We start from the raw sequence: 233 nt of genomic DNA, 5'->3' as shown, positions 1-233 counted from the left end.
AACACTTCGGACACTTTCACTCAGGTGATCACTATTCAGGATACTGCTGCGCCTTCTTGGACAACTGCCGCTGGTTCTCTAAACGTGACTTTAGAATGCAGCGATGCTTCAGGACTTGCAAATGCTCAGGCTTTATTCCCTTCAGCTTCTGACTTGTGTGATGCTGATGTTTCAAATATCGTAAAAGTAAGCGGACAGTTCACGGCTTCTGAAGGATGCGCAAATGCTGGAAC

The 233-nt window shown here is 46.4% G+C and carries 1 protein-coding gene; it reads left to right on the top strand.

The window, feature by feature from the left end:
* The coding region (locus DM444_RS00040; protein WP_162614868.1) for a hypothetical protein at window positions 1-233 on the top strand (233 nt) is incomplete at both ends.

This window comes from Flavobacterium ginsenosidimutans (assembly GCF_003254625.1).
GTDB lineage: Bacteria > Bacteroidota > Bacteroidia > Flavobacteriales > Flavobacteriaceae > Flavobacterium > Flavobacterium ginsenosidimutans.
The sequence above is the reverse complement of the archived record's forward strand: the minus strand, read 5'-3'. Positions and strand labels throughout refer to the sequence as shown.